The sequence below is a fragment of the Larkinella sp. C7 genome, assembly GCF_006149005.1.
GTDB lineage: Bacteria > Bacteroidota > Bacteroidia > Cytophagales > Spirosomataceae > Larkinella.
The window spans coordinates 1-625 of record NZ_VBSL01000088.1 but is presented as its reverse complement, the minus strand read 5'-3'; the positions used below and the strand labels follow the sequence as shown (position 1 = coordinate 625).

The 625-nt window shown below is 29.4% G+C and carries 1 protein-coding gene; it reads right to left on the bottom strand.

Going from position 1 to position 625, the window contains the following annotated elements; genetic code table 11:
* A partial coding sequence (locus FH871_RS34485) for a DUF6161 domain-containing protein (RefSeq protein WP_212768323.1) occupies positions 1-625 on the bottom strand: 625 nt, incomplete at both ends.

The window sequence follows — 625 nt, the reverse complement described above, 5'->3', positions numbered from 1 at the left end:
AAAACTTAGCCTTCTTCCGATAATTTTCAGCACGTAAATTCCAAAGTTTTTCAGGCTCTTCTAATTGTAATTTGTTTTTATATGTTTCTTCAAGCTCTCTTAACTTATTTTCTTTTTCTTCCTCCCATTTTTCCATGTTTTCAGTAAAATTATTCAAATACTGCTCTTGTAATTCAACCTGTGATTGAATTTTTGAGTTTTCATCTTCAAAAAATTGAGTAATTTCATTACTGGATTCATCTGCCGATTGAGAAATGTCATCTAATTTTTGGTGTAAAGGGACTAAAACCTCTGAGTCGAAATCAGCAATATCGTCTTTTATTTTTCCAAATTCCTGCTTCATTAAATATAAAGCGGGATAATAGTTATAATCACACGAACTTGAAAATTTTTCCCCGTAAAGCTGTGGATTCTTCGATAAGCTAATAAAATTTCTTAGAGCTCCTCTTAAATTTGAATCTGAATATTTTAGGTAGTATTCTATAAATCGTTTAATTTTTCTAAAGGATTTATCTGTATCGATAGGAGAAGAAATCGGTACTCTATATATAACTAATCCATTGTCGCTATAAGTATTACTATACTTTTGATAGATAAAACTAGTTATCCCATTATGATTAAGTTC